The organism is Priestia sp. YIM B13489, from assembly GCF_042787645.1.
GTDB lineage: Bacteria > Bacillota > Bacilli > Bacillales > Bacillaceae_H > Priestia > Priestia megaterium.
The window spans coordinates 3,443,446-3,462,196 of record NZ_JBHZOQ010000053.1; the positions used below are offsets into that span (position 1 = coordinate 3,443,446).

Annotated in this window: 21 protein-coding genes; 14 read left to right on the forward strand and 7 right to left on the reverse strand. The window is 38.1% G+C overall.

Annotated features, from left to right (window positions below):
• Positions 1 to 89: 89 nt before the first annotated feature.
• The gene (locus tag ACFX4W_RS23490) at positions 90 to 689 is read right to left on the reverse strand and encodes a TetR/AcrR family transcriptional regulator (protein WP_043979581.1); all 600 of its coding nucleotides are present in this window, start codon (positions 687 to 689) and stop codon (positions 90 to 92) included.
• 296 nt (positions 690 to 985) lie between these two features.
• Here ACFX4W_RS23490 and ACFX4W_RS23495 point away from each other — a divergent pair, with 296 nt between their 5' ends.
• Positions 986 to 1,891 carry a chemotaxis protein gene (locus tag ACFX4W_RS23495; protein WP_162213852.1) on the forward strand — a complete coding sequence of 302 codons (906 nt, stop codon included), beginning with the start codon at positions 986 to 988 and terminating at the stop codon, positions 1,889 to 1,891.
• 49 nt (positions 1,892 to 1,940) lie between these two features.
• On the opposite strand, the gene ACFX4W_RS23500 is transcribed toward ACFX4W_RS23495, so the two are convergent.
• Complete coding sequence (locus ACFX4W_RS23500; RefSeq protein ID WP_013056025.1) at positions 1,941 to 2,408, reverse strand: YkyB family protein; 468 nt, start codon at positions 2,406 to 2,408, stop codon at positions 1,941 to 1,943.
• Between the two features lie 255 nt (positions 2,409 to 2,663).
• Positions 2,664 to 3,176, reverse strand: coding sequence for a L,D-transpeptidase family protein (locus ACFX4W_RS23505; RefSeq protein WP_016763420.1), 513 nt, complete (start codon positions 3,174 to 3,176; stop codon positions 2,664 to 2,666).
• A 109-nt stretch (positions 3,177 to 3,285) separates the two neighbouring features.
• Between ACFX4W_RS23505 and ACFX4W_RS23510 the strand changes: the two genes are divergently transcribed.
• On the forward strand, positions 3,286 to 4,812 hold the full coding sequence (locus tag ACFX4W_RS23510; protein WP_280559292.1) for a Ppx/GppA phosphatase family protein: 1,527 nt from the start codon (positions 3,286 to 3,288) through the stop codon (positions 4,810 to 4,812).
• Between the two features lie 73 nt (positions 4,813 to 4,885).
• Complete coding sequence (locus ACFX4W_RS23515) at positions 4,886 to 7,009, forward strand: RNA degradosome polyphosphate kinase (RefSeq protein ID WP_165575396.1); 2,124 nt, start codon at positions 4,886 to 4,888, stop codon at positions 7,007 to 7,009.
• A 39-nt stretch (positions 7,010 to 7,048) separates the two neighbouring features.
• Here the strand turns inward: ACFX4W_RS23515 and ACFX4W_RS23520 are convergent, their stop codons facing one another.
• Together ACFX4W_RS23520 and ACFX4W_RS23525 are read right to left on the reverse strand one after the other, a co-directional pair.
• A complete protein-coding gene (locus ACFX4W_RS23520; RefSeq protein WP_043979576.1) occupies positions 7,049 to 7,342 on the reverse strand; it encodes a hypothetical protein in 294 nt (97 codons plus the stop codon).
• A gap of 145 nt (positions 7,343 to 7,487) precedes the next feature.
• Positions 7,488 to 8,354, reverse strand: coding sequence for a metallophosphoesterase (locus ACFX4W_RS23525; RefSeq protein ID WP_043979575.1), 867 nt, complete (start codon positions 8,352 to 8,354; stop codon positions 7,488 to 7,490).
• A 171-nt stretch (positions 8,355 to 8,525) separates the two neighbouring features.
• On the opposite strand from ACFX4W_RS23525, the gene fadH reads away from it, so the two are divergent.
• From fadH to ACFX4W_RS23540, 3 genes are all read left to right on the forward strand, one after another.
• Positions 8,526 to 9,290, forward strand: coding sequence for a 2,4-dienoyl-CoA reductase (gene fadH, locus ACFX4W_RS23530; RefSeq protein WP_043979573.1), 765 nt, complete (start codon positions 8,526 to 8,528; stop codon positions 9,288 to 9,290).
• A 105-nt stretch (positions 9,291 to 9,395) separates the two neighbouring features.
• The gene (locus ACFX4W_RS23535; RefSeq protein WP_013056032.1) at positions 9,396 to 10,607 is read left to right on the forward strand and encodes an EAL domain-containing protein; all 1,212 of its coding nucleotides are present in this window, start codon (positions 9,396 to 9,398) and stop codon (positions 10,605 to 10,607) included.
• A gap of 156 nt (positions 10,608 to 10,763) precedes the next feature.
• Positions 10,764 to 11,234, forward strand: a complete 471-nt coding sequence (locus ACFX4W_RS23540; protein WP_043979571.1) for a DUF3993 domain-containing protein — start codon at positions 10,764 to 10,766, stop codon at positions 11,232 to 11,234.
• A 41-nt stretch (positions 11,235 to 11,275) separates the two neighbouring features.
• Here ACFX4W_RS23540 and ACFX4W_RS23545 read toward each other — a convergent pair whose 3' ends face one another.
• Positions 11,276 to 11,512 carry a glutaredoxin domain-containing protein gene (locus tag ACFX4W_RS23545; protein ID WP_013082278.1) on the reverse strand — a complete coding sequence of 79 codons (237 nt, stop codon included), beginning with the start codon at positions 11,510 to 11,512 and terminating at the stop codon, positions 11,276 to 11,278.
• Between the two features lie 280 nt (positions 11,513 to 11,792).
• Between ACFX4W_RS23545 and ACFX4W_RS23550 the strand changes: the two genes are divergently transcribed.
• The 6 genes from ACFX4W_RS23550 to ACFX4W_RS23575 all read left to right on the forward strand — a co-directional run bounded on the left by ACFX4W_RS23550 (position 11,793) and on the right by ACFX4W_RS23575 (position 16,267).
• Positions 11,793 to 12,029: a YkuJ family protein gene (locus ACFX4W_RS23550; RefSeq protein ID WP_013056035.1), complete on the forward strand. Its 237-nt coding sequence runs from the start codon at positions 11,793 to 11,795 to the stop codon at positions 12,027 to 12,029.
• Between the two features lie 381 nt (positions 12,030 to 12,410).
• On the forward strand, positions 12,411 to 12,866 hold the full coding sequence (cbpB, locus tag ACFX4W_RS23555; RefSeq protein WP_013056036.1) for a cyclic-di-AMP-binding protein CbpB: 456 nt from the start codon (positions 12,411 to 12,413) through the stop codon (positions 12,864 to 12,866).
• 99 nt (positions 12,867 to 12,965) lie between these two features.
• Positions 12,966 to 13,844, forward strand: a complete 879-nt coding sequence (locus ACFX4W_RS23560; protein WP_013056037.1) for a transcriptional regulator CcpC — start codon at positions 12,966 to 12,968, stop codon at positions 13,842 to 13,844.
• A 129-nt stretch (positions 13,845 to 13,973) separates the two neighbouring features.
• On the forward strand, positions 13,974 to 14,693 hold the full coding sequence (dapD, locus tag ACFX4W_RS23565) for a 2,3,4,5-tetrahydropyridine-2,6-dicarboxylate N-acetyltransferase (RefSeq protein WP_013082280.1): 720 nt from the start codon (positions 13,974 to 13,976) through the stop codon (positions 14,691 to 14,693).
• Positions 14,694 to 14,837: 144 nt separating this feature from the next.
• Positions 14,838 to 15,965, forward strand: coding sequence for an N-acetyldiaminopimelate deacetylase (locus ACFX4W_RS23570; protein WP_280559293.1), 1,128 nt, complete (start codon positions 14,838 to 14,840; stop codon positions 15,963 to 15,965).
• Positions 15,966 to 16,021: 56 nt separating this feature from the next.
• Positions 16,022 to 16,267, forward strand: coding sequence for a YkuS family protein (locus tag ACFX4W_RS23575; RefSeq protein WP_013056040.1), 246 nt, complete (start codon positions 16,022 to 16,024; stop codon positions 16,265 to 16,267).
• A 35-nt stretch (positions 16,268 to 16,302) separates the two neighbouring features.
• Here the strand turns inward: ACFX4W_RS23575 and ACFX4W_RS23580 are convergent, their stop codons facing one another.
• Complete coding sequence (locus tag ACFX4W_RS23580; protein ID WP_280559294.1) at positions 16,303 to 17,166, reverse strand: mechanosensitive ion channel family protein; 864 nt, start codon at positions 17,164 to 17,166, stop codon at positions 16,303 to 16,305.
• Between the two features lie 356 nt (positions 17,167 to 17,522).
• On the opposite strand from ACFX4W_RS23580, the gene ACFX4W_RS23585 reads away from it, so the two are divergent.
• Complete coding sequence (locus ACFX4W_RS23585; protein ID WP_014461006.1) at positions 17,523 to 18,071, forward strand: peroxiredoxin; 549 nt, start codon at positions 17,523 to 17,525, stop codon at positions 18,069 to 18,071.
• A 102-nt stretch (positions 18,072 to 18,173) separates the two neighbouring features.
• Positions 18,174 to 18,620, forward strand: a complete 447-nt coding sequence (locus ACFX4W_RS23590) for a redoxin domain-containing protein (RefSeq protein WP_013056043.1) — start codon at positions 18,174 to 18,176, stop codon at positions 18,618 to 18,620.
• Positions 18,621 to 18,751 lie beyond the last annotated feature (131 nt).

Below are 18,751 nucleotides of genomic sequence, written 5' to 3' on the forward strand. Positions count from 1 at the left end.
TATTCATTCACTTTGTGTAGTATAAACCGTTTTGGCTGTAGAGTCCACAGCTATCTTCGATTTCTTGTTAAAAATTTGTGAACAGGCTTTTAGGAATGAATAAGAAACCCTCTAAATAGAAGAGTAACCGACTTGTCTATTCTTTCTTGAAGGGTAGCAGAGTCGGGTTGGTTGGTACACCAGTAAAGAAGTGTGCCAAAAAAATTAAGTATAGCAATAGAAGCCATTTCTTCGGCAGGGATATCGACTATAAGTTCACCTCGGTCTTGTCCTGTTTGAAAAACTTTTGTAAAATGGGCACGCATTTTTTCAATTTGAAGAATTTCGGATTGTTGAAAGGAACTGTTGGTAATAGCAATATGAAACCAAGAACGGATTAGGTGAGGGTTCGCTTCTTCGTTTGATTGTGCTAGTAATAAAAACAGTTGTTTAACAATGGCAGCAGTTGGTTCTTCTGTTTGAAGGAGCTGTTCTAATTTGTAGGAGATACGGTTTGTAAAATTAATTCCAAGGTAGTGAAGAACTTCTTCTTTTGTTTTGAAGTAATTAAAAAATGTTCCCTTTGCTACACCCGCTTCATGGGTAATTTGAGACACAGTCGTTTTTTGATATCCCTGCTGTTGGAATAAAGAGATAGCGGCTTTTTGGATGCGTTTTTTTGTTTCTTCTTTTTGTAATCCTCTGTTCATAAATTACACCTCGTTCGAATAGGAGTAGTCGTTTGACTCAAGTTCATAAGCTAGTATAGAGAAGTAAAGTAGAGCAATTAAAAAACTGAGCAGAGGATGAGACGAAAGGGATCGACGCTCATGTTTTTATATAGTATATAATATTCTGTTAATTCGTAAAACAATATTTTATGTATATGTTTTAGGGAAAAAGGATAACAAAATAAGAAAATTTTTCTTTACGGATATAAGAGGCGGTCACTATAATGGGAAATATGGACTATTAGATAAGCAGGTGAGATGAGAGGAGTAAGTATATGAATCCAGATAAAGGAATACTGTTGGAAAGTGGTACAAACGAACTGGAAATTGTCGAATTTGAGATAGGAAATGTTTGGTTTGGCATTAATGTAGTAAAAGTTAGAGAGATTATTAATCCCGTATCTATTACACCTGTTCCCAATGCGCATTCTTACATAGAAGGTATTATAGAGCTAAGAGGGGAAGTACTTCCTGTTGTTGACATAGCAAAAGCGTTAAAAATGGAACCTTCAAATACGCCTGAAAAAGATAAGTTAATTGTTACAGAGTTCAATCAGCAAAAAATTGTCTTTCATACCCATGCAGTGACGCAAATTCACCGTATTTCTTGGAAAGAAATTGAGAAGCCTTCAGATTTGTATCAAGGTTTGGAAACGCAGATTACTGGAGTGGTAAAATTAAACGGTCAAATAATTCTGCTGTTAGACTTTGAAAAGCTGATTTCTGACGTGAACCCTGATGCGGGTATTAATCAGTCGAAAATCAAAAAGCTAGGGGCTAGGGAACGCTCTAATAAAAAGATTGTCGTGGCTGAAGACTCTCCGCTGCTGCGCCGAATGATTGAAGATACTCTTGCACAAGCAGGTTATGAGAACACGGAATTTTTTGAGAACGGTGAGGAAGCGTGGAACTATCTAAGCTCAGTGATCGATGAAGGTGTGGAAATCAGTGATCAAGTCCAGCTGCTTATTACAGATATAGAAATGCCGCAAATGGATGGGCATCATTTAACTAAAAAAGTGAAAGAAAATCCTCAGCTTTCTATACTTCCAGTCATTATCTTCTCTTCTCTTATCACAGAAGATTTACGTCACAAGGGAAAGATGGTAGGAGCGGAAGGACAAGTAAGTAAGCCGGAAATCGGAGAGCTTGTTGAGTTGATCGATCTCTATATTTTGTAGGATCACAAAAAAGTGCCTGAAAGCAGATTGCTCCACTTCAGGCACTTTTTTAAAAATAACTTTTACCCAGCGGTTTAAACACAGGTGCTTGCCGTTTTCTTGGAGTCGAAACAGGGCTTTTAGCCGGCTGTACGAGATGACCCGTATATTTAGATAATAAGCGCTTCGCATAAGATAATGACATAGTCGTTTTGGGATTTCGATACTGATGGTTTAAATGGCCGAGGTGTGATAACTCTTTGAAGTCTTCTTTCTTTGGAGGCATATGGAAAAAGTAGTCTCCAACTGATACAAGTACATCTGATTTTTGTTGACTTTTACCAGGGTTTGGCGAAAAGTGAAGTCCTTCTTTTTTGGCTTTTCCTTCTAAAATTAGTTGATCTAATGCAATTTTCTTTAACGTATATAACTGCTTAGGATCAGGAGCAGCTTTTGCGTGACGATTTACAGTGAAAATAGCTTGTGCAATCTCAGATACAGACGGGGTCAAAGAGCCTTGTCCATTTGCTTGAGACATACGTTCACTCCCTTTCTATCATATCAGCTGTTCAACCTATAAGGTGAAAGCTGATACGTTCATTATAGCGTGTCTTGTCCCATTTGAAAATAATTACACGAAGAAGTATTTTGGTAATTAATGAAATTTCCTATGTATAGGGTTTGTTTTGTTACGCTTCCTTATACAAGTAAAGTGGAACAGCACGCCATACTTTTTATTTTTAAAAAAATGCTGCTCCCACAGTTAAACCATCATTGATTAGTAAATCCCGAACTATTGAGCCATTCGTCGAGAAGGTCGAATATAAACACCAGTCCCATTTGGCACAATTTGAGCTAGCTCATTTACTTGGGCATTATACATGCGAATGCATCCTTTGGATACGGCTTTTCCAATAGAACTTGGATCATTTGTTCCGTGAATGCCATATGACTTTTTAGACAAGCTTAGCCACATTGTGCCAAAAGGCCCCCCGGGGTTTGGCTCCCGGTTAACGATAACAAAGTCTCCAGTAGGGGTTGCACTCAGCATTTTTCCTGCTGCAATGGGATAGACTTTTTGTATGATATTATTTCTTCGTAATTCAAGCTGCTTTTCAGCAATAAACACGTGGATCGTGTAAGGAATGAGCTCTTTATCAGGGAGGTTTGGAATGATGATTACTTGCCCAGGCTTCAGCGTACTATGGCTTACAAAAGGATTAGCCATCCACAGATCTTCAACCGGAGTCCGGTAGTCACCTGAAACGCTTTGCCAGGTTTCACCGCGCTTTACTATATATCTCATTAACTTCGCTCCTTTGATATATGACTATGTTGTAACAGTATACGGTTGAAAAAAGTAAAAGTGACTTTTGTGAGCATAAAGTTATTTTGAAAAAGGTGTTGAAATTACATTGACTTATAAACATGGACTGATTGATATAGGTTCAAATACGATACGCCTTGTTATTTATGAATACAAAAAAGGCAGAGGATTTAAGCAAATTGAAAACGTGAAAGTAGCTGCACGGCTTCGAAATTATTTAAGTAAAGAAGGAGTGTTAACGGCTAAAGGAATATATACGTTGCTTGATACGCTTAAAACGTTTGGAGTTATTATCAAGCATCAGCAGCTACCGAACGTTACCTGTGTGGCCACAGCTACCATCCGTCAAGCGGCTAATGCAAAAGAAGTTCTAGAGCATGTAAAAAAAGAAACGGGCTTTTCTATTCAACTATTGTCTGAATATGAAGAAGCGTATTACGGCTTTGTTGCCGTTATTCATTCCACTTCGATCGAAGAAGCCATTACAATTGACATTGGCGGGGGAAGTACGGAAGTTACGTATTTTCGCAATCGGGAGTTAGTGCAGTACCACAGCTTTCCGTTCGGTGCCTTATCTCTGCGTCTGCAGTTCGTCAAAGGCAATATTCCCACTGCAGAAGAAAAAGTAAAAATCCGCGATTTCGTGATCCGGTATTTCCATACTGTCCCGTGGCTTTTAAATCGCCAAGTTCCGATTGTAGCAATTGGAGGAAGTGCAAGAAGTATGGTGCAAGTGCATCAAGGTTTTATCCACTATCCTCTCGCCGGGCTGCATCAATATGAAATGAACTTAGCTGATATATTGCATGTGAAATCTGCTATAGGCTCATTGTCTTATCACAATCTTCAAAAGCTAGACCGCTTGTCAAAAGATCGTGCGGATACAATTTTGCCAGCGATTGAAGTATTTCAATCATTATATGAAACAGTCAACGCGACTCGCTTCATCTTAAGCCGCAAAGGCTTAAGAGAAGGGGTGTTATTTAAGGAAGCATCTGATGCTAATATCCAGCCAATGTACCCCGATGTCATACAGCAAAGTTTTCAAGAAATAATGGAAGAGTTTGAAGTAAATAAAGATTATGTCAAACAGCTTACCCGCACAGCTATTATGATGTTTCAGCATTTTAAGGAGCAGGGACCGGTTGATTTAAAAGAGGATGACTTAGCGCTTCTTATAAAAGCTGCGCAAGTGTATGATATAGGAGAGTATATTGATGCCGAATCAAGCAGCCAGCATACGTTTTATGTGCTTGCTAATCGTACAATCGATGGAATTTTACATAGAGAACGTTTAAAGCTGGCACTTGTTTCTTCATATAAAGGGAAGTCTTCTTTTAGGCAATATGTTGCTCCTTTTAAAAAGTGGTTAACAAAAGAAGAACAAAAAAAAGTCCAGCTGCTCGGTGCGGTTTTAAAAATAGCTGACGGTTTACATGCAACAAAGCGAAATGTTATTCAACATATTGACATGAAAAGCGATGAAAACACAGTTACGATTAAACTATTATGTACAAAAAACTTTCGTCCTGAACAATATCAGGCTGAAACACAGAAAAAGCATCTAGAAAAAGTAGTGAAAAAAAATATTGTTCTTGAATTTGCTAAGCTTTAGAATAACGCTGAATCGGTTAGAATATTCAGTATAGCTAACTAGATTAAATCCATTATCCTGGAAGGTGAGGCTAATGTTAGAAAGTAATCGCACTTATAGGCAAACCATACAAGTGGCTGATTCAGCTTATTACAATAATCGTGAATTGAGCTGGCTGGCTTTTAACAAGCGGGTGCTGGAAGAAGCAGTAGATACGAAAAACCCTTTGCTTGAGCGGTTTAAATTTCTAGGAATTTTCAGTTCAAATTTAGATGAGTTTTTTATGATTCGGGTAGCCGGATTAAAAGATCAAGTGAAAGCTGGATTTAGCAAACCTGAAAACAAAGCAGGCTTAACTCCTAAACAGCAGCTATTTTCTATCTCTAAACAAAACCACGATCTAGTCGAGCAGCAGTATGATACGTATATTCATACACTTCTTCCCGAATTACAGAAATACGGCGTGGAAATCATTGCGGTTGAAAAGTTGGAAAAATCAAATCTAGATACGCTTGAACAGTATTTTGACGAGCAAATCTTTCCCGTATTAACTCCTATGGCTATTGATACCTACCGGCCGTTTCCTATGTTGATGAATAAAAGCTTGAACTTAGCAGTCGTCCTTTCAGAAAATTTAAATGATGAGCAGCAAATTGCTGAAATAAAAGGAAGGCTAGCTATCGTTCAAGTACCTTCGATGCTAACGCGCTACATTGAAATAGCCACATCAGATTCTACCCGTCTATTTGTATTGCTAGAGGATGTGATTGCCTATTTTATTAAGAAGTTGTTTAAGGGATATCGCGTTTCTTCCGTTTCTCAATTTCGAATTACCCGCAACGCAGATATGACTATTCACGAAGAAGACGCTCAAGATTTACTAAAAGAAATTGAAGAAGAGTTACAGAAGCGAAAATGGGGAGCGGCTGTTCGTCTTGAGATTAAGAGTCCATATGATCAGGGTGTACTAGCGTATTTAGAGTCAGTACTTGAAATTGATGATGAAGATGTGTATGAGATCGAAGGACAGCTGGATTTAACCAGTTTATTTTCGTTTTATAGATTACTTAAATCTACGCATGAAGAGTTGGCTGAAAAAGCCTTTATTCCTAAGCTTACAATAGAGTTACACCCGGATCAAAATATTTTCGATCAAATGATTCAAAGAGATATTTTGCTTCACCATCCTTATGAATCGTTTAAGCCGGTACTCGATTTTGTTAACGGTGCAGCAGACGATGAAAATGTGCTTGCTATTAAGCAAACGTTATACAGGGTAAGCGGAGATTCTCCCGTTATTAAAGCATTAAAACGAGCGGCTGCAAAAGGTAAACAAGTGACGGTACTAGTTGAACTAAAAGCGAGGTTTGATGAAGAGAATAATGTGCAATGGGCTAAAGAGCTAGAGCGGGCAGGGTGTCACGTGATATATGGAATGACGCATTTAAAAACGCATGGTAAAATTACGCTCGTGGTGAGAAGAGAAGGAGAGCATATTAAACGGTTTGTTCATCTTGGTACTGGGAATTACAACGATGCCACAGCAAAGATCTATACGGATATAAGTCTTTTTACTGTCAACCGAAACATCGGGATAGATGCGGCCAATTTTTTTAATTACTTAAGTGGCTATACGCAAAAACCAGTATATCATCATTTATCCGTTGCACCATTTGATATAAGAAATGATTTTTTGCATCTCATTGATCAGGAAATCCATTATCATAGACGGTATGGCAATGGAAGAATCATTGGGAAAATGAACTCATTGACGGATAAAATTTTAATTATGAAGCTATATGAAGCTTCTATAGCTGGTGTGACAATCGAACTCATTGTTAGAGGAGCGTGCTGCTTGCGCCCTCAAATTCAAGGCGTTAGCGAGAATATAAGAGTAAGAAGCATTGTCGGACGATTTTTAGAGCATAGCCGAATCTATTATTTTCATCATAATAAACAGGAAAAGTTTTTCTTTTCATCTGCAGATATGATGACAAGAAATATGGTGAAACGAGTAGAAATTTTATTTCCTATCCTGGATACATATTTGAAAAAAAAAGTGTGGAAGTGGCTTGAAGTTATGCTTGCTGATAATGTAAAAGCACGAGAACAAGACCAAGAAGGGAATTATCATTACGTCATAAAAAAAGACCATGAGCTCTCTATTAATAGTCAAGAGATTTTTTGTCAATATGCTCTTTGCGACAATCAAGAATAACATAAAAAAAGCCGAGTGCTCGGCTTTTTAGTCATGTTATTATCTAGGAATGGGACCAACAGGACCGTATCCAGGTCCGTAGTATGTGTTATAAACAGGAGCACCGCCTCCATAGCCGGCACCAGGGAAGCCTCCTCCAGGAAATCCACCGCCGTAAAACGGAACTGGATAAGGATAAGGTGGTGGACAGCACCCAGGTCTGCCTCCAAAACCGCCAACAGCTAGTCCGCCAAGCAGCCCACCAGCTAAGCCAGCAACAAAAGGAAATCCAAAAAAGCGCTCGTCACCATTTGGAATATTACGATATCCTGTATAGGGATATTGATAGTACATAATTTAACCTCCTTGTCAGTTGTCTTTGTAGTGTATGGCTGAACGGAAGTTTTTGAGCCTGGTTTATTTCTTTAAGACTAGAATTAGGCGGTCATAATCAGCTAAAAAAAGACAATCAACATAAAAACGCCCTGTAAGGGCGTTTTTATGTTGATTGCAGGGTGAAAAGCGTAATTTCAGGCGTAGCTAAAAAACGAAAAGGAATGCGAGTGGTTCCTAAGCCTCTATTCACATAAAGCTTCATTTTGGAATCTCCAACTTCGTACATTCCTTCAGGGTAAACCGTCCCAAAGGGCGGTGTAATCAAAGGACCGTAAAAAGGAATTTGAATTTGGCCTCCATGACTATGGCCGGAGAGCTGAAGATCTACTGGAAAAGGAGCTGCTTTGACAGCAACGTCCGGTTCATGAATCATAGCAATAGAAAAAATATCCGGCTGTAATTGCCCTAGCGTTCCTTCATATTGTGGATTCCCAAGCATAATATCATCGAGTCCACAAATATGAATGTAGCTTTTATCAGGCATGGATACCGTGTCAACTTCATTTACTAAAAGTCTAAATCCTGCGTCTTCAATGGCTTGTTTATAGATATTTGTTCCATATCCTCCGTGATCATGGTTACCATATATAGCATATTTTCCAAGAGGAGCCTGAAGCCTCTGTAAAATCGGGGGAATTCTTTCTGGATGCGGGTATTCATTAGGTACATCCATTAAATCTCCGGTAAATAATATAATAGTAGGCTTCAAATTATTTATGGTCACCATAAGCTGTTCTAGTTGTAATAAATCATAAGAGAGTCCAAGATGAACATCACTAAATTGTAAAATTTTTATTCCGTTAAAGCTTTTCGGAATATTTTTAGAAGTAATTGTATGACGAACAATTTGCAGACGTCTAGGCTCAATATATTTGGCATATGTATACCCAAAAGACGTGGTGAGCAAAGACCCTAACGAAATAGACGCTAGTCCTTTCAAAAAAGATCGTCTTGTATACGTCTTTTTCATGCAAAATCAACCTATTCCTTATAGTTTTCAAGTTTTCATTATAGCATTGTTTTTTTTATCATCACAACGAGAAGCCTGCTTTTAAGTTAAATGGATAAAAATTTCACTTTATTCAGAAAAAATAGTAAAATGATAGTTGTAAAACACTTATGTTTTGGGGAGGAAGATACATTGAAGAACAAGGTCGTAATTGTTACTGGCGGTTCAAGTGGAATGGGAAAACATATGGCAAAGCGATTTGCAGAACAAGGTGCTCATGTGGTAATCACAGGTAGATCAGCTGATCGATTACAAGAGACAGAAAATGAAATTAAAACGTTTGATGGACAGGTACTTTCAGTGGTGATGGATGTACGCAATCCAGAAGATGTGGAACGAATGGTTCAAGAAACGGACAAGGCATTTGGCCAAATTGATTTTTTAGTTAATAATGCTGCAGGCAATTTTATATGTGCAGCTGAAGACTTATCCATTAACGGATGGAACAGCGTAATTAATATCGTATTAAATGGTACATTTTATTGCAGTTCCGCAGTAGGGAAATATTGGATCAATAAAGGCACAAAAGGGGCCATTACAAACATTGTGGCTACATATGCCTGGAATGCAGGAGCAGGTGTTATTCATTCAGCTTGTGCCAAGTCAGGAGTTTTAACCATGACGCGCACGCTCGCGGTAGAGTGGGGAAAGAAATATGGTATACGGGTAAATGCGATTGCACCGGGGCCGATCGAGCGAACAGGAGGAGCCGATAAATTATTTGAGTCAGAAAAAATGAAAGCGCGTACATTGAATTCTGTACCACTAGGACGCCTTGGAACTCCTGAGGAAATAGCAGGATTAGCCAGTTTCTTATTCTCCGATGAAGCATCTTATATCAATGGGGAATGCATCACAATGGACGGGGGACAGTGGCTAAATCAGCATCCTTTTTAAGGTTGGATACGCACTAAAAAGTACAAAGCAAACCGAGAAGGGCTAGCAAAATTATGCTATTCGTATTATACTAACGTAAAGTGAACAAGGAGAGGGGAGAGTTGAGTGGACCCGTTAGATGTATTAACAAACATAGAGAAAACTCTTCCGTATTATCAAGCAATTTTTAGTGCAGATGGACATAGAGTAATTGGCTATGAAGTGTTGGCGAGGTTTCAAAATGAAGGGGAAATTGAAAGTCTCGGCCCATTCTTTCATGATGATGCGATTCCGGATGAATATCGCATAGAAGTTGATTATGCTGTTTTAACACAAGCGCTCGAGCATATGTTGACCCAGGAAGAACAATTTTTAATTTTTATTAATCAGAACCCTAATTTATTAATGAACGATCATGGAGAATCCTTGCTAGAATTATTGCAACTTTTCGAAAATAAAGGATTATCGCTTGATCGAATTGTTCTCGAAATTACAGAACACAATTTTAGTGGAGATTTGGAATCACTTCAACACTTACTAAAGTATTATCAAACATATGGTATTAAGATTGCAATTGATAATATAGGAAAAGAAAGTAGTAATCTAGACAGGATTGGGTTGCTTTCACCAGATATCTTAAAAGTAGATTTACATATTCTGAGACAAACGGACATGGCGCAGTCGTATCAAGACGTATTGTATTCTTTATCTCTGTTAGCAAGAAAAATGGGTGCTACGCTTCTATACGAAGATATAGAAGCCTCCTATCAGCTGCAATATGCATGGAGAAACGGAGGCAGGTATTTTCAAGGTTATTATTTACATAAGCCGGCTGCTGAACTTGTCGATCCGAACATCTTAAAGGATAAACTAAAGGAACGTTTTGAAATGTATATCGCTCACGAAAAGAAAAAGCTGCTTGCTGTTTACCAGCTGACAGAACGCTTTCAAGATAAAATGCAGCAGGTAATGACAAAGTGCAGAAAGCTAGAAACGTATGACGATATGCTGCCTGTTATTGCAGAAGAACTATCCAACGTGTGTTTTCGCCTTTACATCTGCGATGAAAACGGATTTCAAAAGTCTTCTAACTATGTAAAGAAAAACGAGGATTGGATTCTTGAACCTGAATATGTAAAGAAAAATTGGAGCTGGCGCCCATATTTTCTTGAGAATATTATTCGAATGAGCTATGAAAAAAAAGGCATATTATCAGATTTGTATAATGATATTGAAACAGGTGAGAATATCCGGACTTTTTCGTATCCGATTGATAATATGCACTATATATTCCTTGATATTTCATATTCTTTTTTATACGAAAGAGACGTTTTGTAGAGAATAAATAAGTTAAAGTTAAACCGGCAACCAGCAAAAGTGGTTGCCGGTTTTTTATGTTTTTTTAGAGGAGAACGACAGTCGGTTGTAGGGATATGCATAGGCAGGGGAATTTTCGGAATTCTAATAAAAAAGAAGTTAAGGAGCTGATTTAATTTGAATAAAATATGCTTACTTGTCTTTTTGCTGATTGTCTTGTACTCAGGAAAATCTGTTCATGCAGAAGTATCAGGAGAGACTAGGCATGAAATCTTTATAAATTTGCAGGACGCTTATCAGGCTCAGCTAAGAGCTGCGTCTGCTCATACTAATCAAGACGCTGTTCGTGAGCTGAAATTGTTTTTAGATGATGAGTATGCATCTGTGTTTTTTAATGAGGCTCTCTTACAAAAAGCTCAAGGGTATGTCGGAGAGGGACCTGAATATTTAACACACTACATCCCTTTCTTTTCTTTTGATGAACAAACGAAGGTAGCTCTTCATTCCGACCAAAACAAAGCTTATGTCTATCAATTTTTTCCGGCTGTGCATAATGAACGGGTAAAATACCAAGATCATTACGAAATGATCACGTTAGTAAAAAAACAAGGGAAATGGAAAGTGCAAAAGTTTATATATAGTAAGTAACACTCAAAATAGCCGAGGAAAGCTTATTTTGAGTGTTTCTGTTACCCGATGTTAAGAAGCTTCTCAAGTGCTTGAAGGTCAAATCCTCTGATAATTTCCTGGTCAATACGAATGGTCGGAGTGGAATAAGACTCTAACTCAGTAGTCATTCGTTTTCGAGCAGAAGCATCTTTAGATACGTCAAATTCTTTATAAGAAACGTGATGATGCTGTAAAAACTGTTTAACAATTTCGCAAGGTGGGCAAGCTGGTTGTGTGTACAACTCTATAGATCTCAATGAAAGCACCTCCCTATATTAAAATGAATGGTGTTAAAGTAGAATGAAGTTTTGTATGATACATAGTATATCGCTATGTTATTATAATAAAAAACGACATATATCGCTATAATAAGGCATTTTCTTATGAAAAATCACGTAAAGTACTTGTGTTTTTTTAGTATGTGGCATATAGTGAAATGGTGTCTTTTAAGTATTAGTTTAGATAACGTATTTATTTGAATTGATATTGTAGAAAAGTCGAATGCGTAATGATGTAATAGGTGAAAGGAGAGATTATATGTCACAATTACAAGGTATTTTAACTCGTCTTGTGAATCTCCGTGAGCAAGCAAGTGGAAGTGAAGCGCCACAACGCTTCTTCGAAGTAGAGGGAAAAAGAATTTGCAGCGTGAAATATCATGCAAAAACTGAAACATACGAACTTGAAGTATATCAAGATGGTGAAAAGCCAGCCGTTTATCAATTTGATAACGTTGATATGATTGCAATTGAAATTTTTGAACTTATTCATTAAGGGATAAAGCAAAACGAATGCCGCAAAGGATTTTATACTTTGCGGTATTTTTTTGTTACTGCGTATGGAGTTTTTGCGGTGGCTTCCGCCCTATTTTCCCGAGAAATATCGACAAAGTGATAGCGGATTTTCTGATAAATAGAAGGAACGGGTCGAATGCTGTAAAAAAATCAAAATAAAAAATTCAGATAATTATGAACTTTCGTTGACACTTGTTTTAAAAAAATCTAGACTTAACATATAAGGGAGAACATCGAGTGTGTCTGCTTCTATTCCCTCTTAAAGGTTCGCATTTACGTAGCAAGCTATTTTCATTTTGTAGCTTGTTCTTTTTCTCTTTACACACGTGGAAGTTATGAGAAATGGAAGGAGAATGTATAAATGATTGATATTGATCACAATCAGTTAAATCAAATTGAACTTCGAGATTTGCTTGTCACTTCTGATAAAGTTGCTCATGTCCAAGTGGGAAATAATTTAGAACATGCTTTGCTTGTGTTAACAAAGACTGGCTATACGTCCATTCCCGTATTAAATCCAAGGTTCCAGCTGCAGGGGTTCGTGAGTATGACGCTTATTTTAGATTCGATTTTAGGATTAAAGCGCATTGAATTTGAACGATTAGAAACCATGAAAGTAGAAGAAGTTATGAATCAAAATGTTCCTCGTGTCTCCATGAAAAAATCCGTATTAAAAGTCATAAATGCCATGATTAACCATCCTTTTTTGTGCGTAGAGAATGAAGATGGCATTTTTGAAGGGATTTTAACACGAAGAAATTTGTTAAAGTCATTAAGAAGGCAGTCCATCATTCTCCCGAAAGAGTCATTTCAATAATTTTTTTAAGAAATCGTGTTTCAGCCTATCTTTCTCCGTTTTTTTCTTATATGATAAAGGTAAAATGAAAGTAAAAAGAGGCTTGAAAGGAATAACTGAATGCAATTAATAGAATGTCGAATGCTCGTTGTATTAGCTCAAGAATTAAATATGAGAAAAGCTGCAGAGAGATTATTTGTATCGCAACCAGCTTTATCACAGAGGCTGCAAACCATTGAAAAAGCATGGGATACACAAATCTTCATTCGTTCGCAAAAAGGACTGTCATTAACGCCTGCTGGAGAAAAGATTGTTCAATTTGCAAAAGAAGTGGTAGAAAAAGAAGATCGGGTTCGTGAGGACTTGCATCATTTAGATAATGAGGTATATGGTACACTCAAATTAGCGGTGGCTTCGATTATTGGACAGCACTGGCTGCCGGCGGTGTTAAAACGCTATATGGATCGTTACCCACATGCTAAAATCTCTCTTGTAACCGGCTGGAGCAGTGAAATGCTTCGCTATCTGTACGAAGATGAGGTACATATTGGAATCATACGCGGAAATCCGGATTGGAAAGGTGTCAAAGAACATTTGTTTACAGATCCTCTTTACCTAGTCGATTCAGAAATTGAAAGGGCAGCGGAAGTAGTAAATACTCATCGACCATTTATTCAATTTAAAAGTGACTCAACGTATTATCAAGAAATTTTAGAATGGTGGCATCGAGAGTTTCATACTACACCGAAGCGTACGATTGTAGTGGATCAGATTGAGACGTGTAAGCAAATGGCTTTAAATGGTCTTGGCTTCGCTATTTTACCATCGATTGCTATTAAAGAAGCTGGAAGCCATATTCACCGGACGCCGCTTCTGAAAGCAAATGGAGAGCCAATTACCCGAGACACTTCTTTAGTTGGATACGAATCAGCGTTTAAACTGAAGCAAGTTCGAGCATTTGTTGATATTGTACGTGAATATGTAAGAGAAACGGTCTAAAGCGAGTCTAGATGCTCGCTTTTTTTATTTGCAATCGTTATCTTTTTATTAAAACGATAATGATGCTTGTCATTGTGAAAGCATTTTGTTACATTAAATGAGACATTGCTTACTTAGGAGGAATACATAATGAAAATGATGGATGCTAATGAGATTATCTCATTTATTCAAAACAGCACAAAATCAACACCGGTAAAAGTTTACGTAAAAGGTGAAGTAGAAGGAATTGACTTTGGTTCATCTTCTAAAACATTCGTAACGGGCAACACAGGTGTAGTATTTGGTGAATGGAAAGAAATCAAAGCTGCTATTGAAGCAAACGAAGGAAAAATTGAAGACTACGTAATTGAAAATGATCGCCGTAACTCTGCGATTCCTTTATTAGATATGAAAGGAATTAAAGCTCGTATTGAGCCAGGCGCTATTATTCGCGATCAAGTTGAAATCGGCGACAACGCTGTTATTATGATGGGTGCATCTATTAACATCGGCTCTGTGATCGGTGAAGGAACAATGATCGACATGAACGTAGTACTTGGTGGTCGTGCAACAGTAGGTAAAAACTGTCACATCGGCGCAGGTTCTGTATTAGCTGGTGTTATTGAGCCACCTTCTGCAAAACCAGTTGTAGTAGAAGATGATGTAGTAATCGGTGCTAATGCTGTTGTTCTTGAAGGTGTAACAGTAGGTAAAGGTGCCGTAGTTGCTGCAGGTGCAATTGTGGTAGAAGATGTAGCTCCTTACACAGTAGTAGCAGGTACGCCGGCTCGCGTTATTAAAGAAATTGACGAAAAAACAAAGTCTAAAACAGAAATCAAGCAAGAATTGCGTCAATTAAACGAAGAATAAGAAAAACGATCAGTTTGCGCTTTTTCTTTGTTGAATTAATAGGTTTTAGCGATTGGGATACTGAATCCTTGAACGTATCATATGGACAAGTTGGAAGCGTGGGCAACCACGCTTTCTTCTTTATTTCGTGAGGAGGACATACACATGGCTGAAAATGAATTTGTGAAAATAAGAAGAGAGCTACATAAAATTCCTGAATTAGGGTTTCAAGAGGTGAAAACACAGCGTTTTTTGCTTGATTATATTAACACTCTTCCGCAAGAGCGTTTAGAAGTAAAGACGTGGAAAACAGGACTCTTTGTTAAAGTACATGGTACAAATCCAACTAAAATAATAGGTTACCGAGCAGATATTGACGGGCTTCCTATCACGGAAGAAACGAATTATTCTTTTCAATCACAGCATGAAGGACTCATGCATGCCTGCGGACATGATATGCATATGGCCATTGGGCTAGGCGTACTCACTTACTTTGCTCAGCATGAAATTAAAGATAATGTACTGTTTATCTTTCAACCTGCAGAAGAAGGTCCAGGAGGAGCACAGCCAATGCTCCAAAGCGACATCATGAAAGAATGGCTTCCAGATTTCATCTTCGCCCTTCACGTAGCGCCTGAATATCCGGTTGGGTCGATTGCGCTGAAGGAAGGGTTGCTATTTGCTAACACGTCTGAGCTATTTATTGATTTAAAAGGAAAAGGCGGCCATGCTGCTTATCCACACACAACAAATGATATGGTAGTTGCTGCATGTCAGCTCGTTTCACAACTTCAAACTATTGTTGCTCGCAACGTTGATCCGCTAGACAGCGCTGTAATTACAGTAGGAAAAATTCAAGGCGGGACGGTTCAAAATATTATTGCGGAGCGAGCTCGCATAGAAGGAACCATTCGCACGCTATCTCCTGAATCAATGATGCGTGTTAAAGAACGAATTGAAGCGATTGTTAAAGGAGTAGAAGTAGGGTACCAGTGTGAAACAGCCATTGATTATGGTTGTATGTATCATCAAGTATATAATCACCATGAAGTCACGCGAGAGTTCATGGAATTTGCCAAAGAACAAACAGACGTGGATGTCATTGAGTGCAAAGAAGCAATGACAGGAGAAGATTTTGGCTATATGCTAAAAGATATTCCTGGATTTATGTTTTGGCTTGGCGTTCAGTCTGAATATGGGCTTCATCATGCAAAGCTGCAGCCTCATGAAGGCGCAATAGATATTGCGATTTCACTTATTACAAAATATTTTGAACATAAAGGCAATCAATAAATCGTATAATCATTTTTCCTTATGGCTAAATTAATACCATGAGGAGGTGGGCAACGATGGCACGAATTGGTGTAGAATACGGTTTAACAGATGTACAGGCTGCACTTCAGCAGCTCGGACATGAAGTGGTACAATTACGCAACGAAAGTGATGCACAAGGGTGCGATTGCTGTGTTGTAACAGGACAGGATTCAAACGTAATGGGGATTTCTGATGCAGTAACGCAAGGCTCAGTTATTACAGCTAGCGGATTAACGGCAGAAGAAATTTGTCAGCAAGTAGGCAACAAGGTACAAGGATAAAAGAAAGCCGAAGGAATAAATCCTTCGGCTATTTTTTATGCATGCTGAGGCTGCTTGGCATCTTCAGGCTGCTTTTTATCAATATTTACTTGATGAGGGAACGGAATATCAATACCGTTTGCGTCAAACGCTTCTTTAAATTCTTTGCGAAGCTGACGTTCAATCCCCCACTGTTCACCGTTTTTAGCTTTGCCAACTACACGAAGCACAACGTCTGATGCGCCTAGACCTTGAACTCCTATCACGTTTGGTCCTTCTACAATGTTTTCATTTGTTGCAGCAACACGCTCGCATACTTTTTCTAGTACGGAAATAGCTTTGTCAATATCATCATCATACGAAATGCCAATATCGATCAACGCGCGCATATTGCCTCGGGAATGATTGCTTAAGCTTGTAATTTCCCGGTTAGGCACATAGTGCAGGGTCCCATCAAATCCGCGAATTTGAGTAGTACGAAGACCTACTGATTCGACAATTCCTGAAAAAGTTCCGGTTGTTACATAGTCGTCAACATCAAGCTGTTTTTCAAGAAGTAAAAAGAAACCCGTTACAACGTCGCTAACCAGTCCTTGAGCACCGAACCCGATTGCTAGACCCACAACTCCGGCACCAGCTAATAAAGCTGTGGCGTGGATATTTACTGCTTCAAGCAGCATAACGACAAAAATAAAAATAAGTACATATGAAAACACATTAACGGTTAAACTTTTGAGTGTGAGCATACGTCCGCGCGTAGCATTTTCGCGCTCACTCATTTTTTCAAAGGAACGTTCAATAACTTTTTTACCAATTGCTCGTACAAGTAAAAATACAATGGTGATGGCAATAAGTTTTAACACAATAACTCCAGCATTGGTAAGAAGCTGTTCCCAGTTGATATCTTGCATCTTAAACATTCGTTGTTCATCCTTCCTATGTTCTGTTTCAATATTAATAAGTGGGAATGTATTCTGTGGAAAAGATTTTGTAAGAGTATGAGCACATTTGTTTATTCCCGATATTAGACATGCTAAACTGAGAAGGTAAATAAATGCAACCCTTTTATAGCATTTTTTTGCTGAAGTCAGGGTTTAATTTGCCCTAAAGGCGGGCATAACAACTATGTTACCATTATAAGATGTTGTTTAAATTCATTCTTAATTAATATTGACTAAAAAAACAATATCCATTATAATGAAAACCGTTATAACAGTACATAAGTGAGAATGTTTTATACATTTTCTCATTTAATAATTATTTGGAGGGATCATGTATGCCAGAACGTATGGTAGGTAAACAAGCTCCACGCTTTGAAATGGAAGCTGTATTATCAAACAAAGAATTCGGTAAAGTTAGCTTAGAAGAAAATATTAAAAATGACAAATGGACAGTATTATTCTTCTATCCAATGGACTTTACATTTGTATGTCCAACAGAAATCACTGCACTTTCTGACCGTTATGATGAGTTTGAAGATCTTGACGCAGAAGTAATCGGTGTTTCTACAGACACAATCCATACACACTTAGCTTGGATCAACACTGATCGTAAAGATAATGGTTTAGGTGATCTTAAATATCCATTAGCAGCTGATACAAATCACGTTGTTTCTCGTGAGTACGGCGTTTTAATTGAAGAAGAAGGTGTAGCACTTCGCGGTTTATTCATCATCAGCCCAGAAGGCGAATTACAATATTCAGTTGTAAACCACAACAATATTGGCCGTGACGTTGATGAAACTTTACGTGTTCTTCAAGCGTTACAAACTGGCGGACTTTGCCCAGCTAACTGGAAACCAGGTCAAGCTACTTTAAACGCGTAAGCACAACGTTTAAAAGGTCTAACGTCCACGTTAGGCCTTTTTTTCATCGGATAATAAAGAACATATAGTCAATAATAGTGAAAATAAGGGAGGCTTTTATTCATGAAATTACGTCAGCCAATGCCTGAGTTAACGGGCGCTACAGAATGGTTAAACGGAGAGGTTACAAAAGAGCAGCTAATCGGCGAAAAGCCAACGCTTATTCATTTTTGGTCAGTAAGCTGTCATTTATGTAAAGAAGCAATGCCTCAAGTAAATGAATTTCGCGACCAATACAAAGATCAATTAAACGTAGTAGCAGTTCATATGCCGCGCTCTGAAGATGATTTAGACTTATCAAAAATTAAAGAAGTAGCAGCAGAACATGATATTACGCAGCCAATTTTTGTAGACAGTGAGCATAAATTAACGGATGCATTTGAAAATCAATATGTACCGGCATATTATGTATTTGACAAAACAGGTCAGCTACGCCACTTCCAAGCTGGTGGAAGCGGTATGAAAATGCTTGAAAAGCGCGTGAATCGTGTATTAGGCGAGAACGAATAAATACAGGCAGTTGTAACAGGTGAAAAGCATTCGATGCTTAGTAGAACTTGCATCGAATGTTTTTCTTTTTTGTGTGTAGGAAGTAACTGATAAAGGAAATATAAAAATGTGGATTTTTTCTTGTGAGTTTA